Raw genomic sequence first — 245 nt, forward strand, 5'->3', positions numbered from 1 at the left:
GCCCAGACGGACTCGGCAATCGGCGTTTCAGAATACGTCGTCGTGACCGTGATCACTTTCCCATTAACCGCCTGAATGGTGCGGCCTTCTGCCTTGCCCGAAGGGAGGTTCAGAATCAGCCGTTCTCCCACTTTCGCTGACGATACTCTATCTAAGGTGATATTGCGTCCGTCTGCATTGTGAAGGCGACCACCCAGCACCCGGCCTGCCAGCATTTCATCCGCCACCCCGATAACATAACCGGG

The 245-nt window shown here is 56.7% G+C and carries 1 protein-coding gene; it reads right to left on the bottom strand.

Annotated features, from left to right (window positions below):
- Window positions 1-245, bottom strand: a 245-nt coding sequence (locus AACS92_RS04700; RefSeq protein WP_153044811.1) for a hypothetical protein, incomplete at both ends; no start/stop codon positions are given.

The organism is Xenorhabdus sp. KJ12.1 (assembly GCF_963876495.1).
Lineage (GTDB): Bacteria > Pseudomonadota > Gammaproteobacteria > Enterobacterales > Enterobacteriaceae > Xenorhabdus > Xenorhabdus stockiae.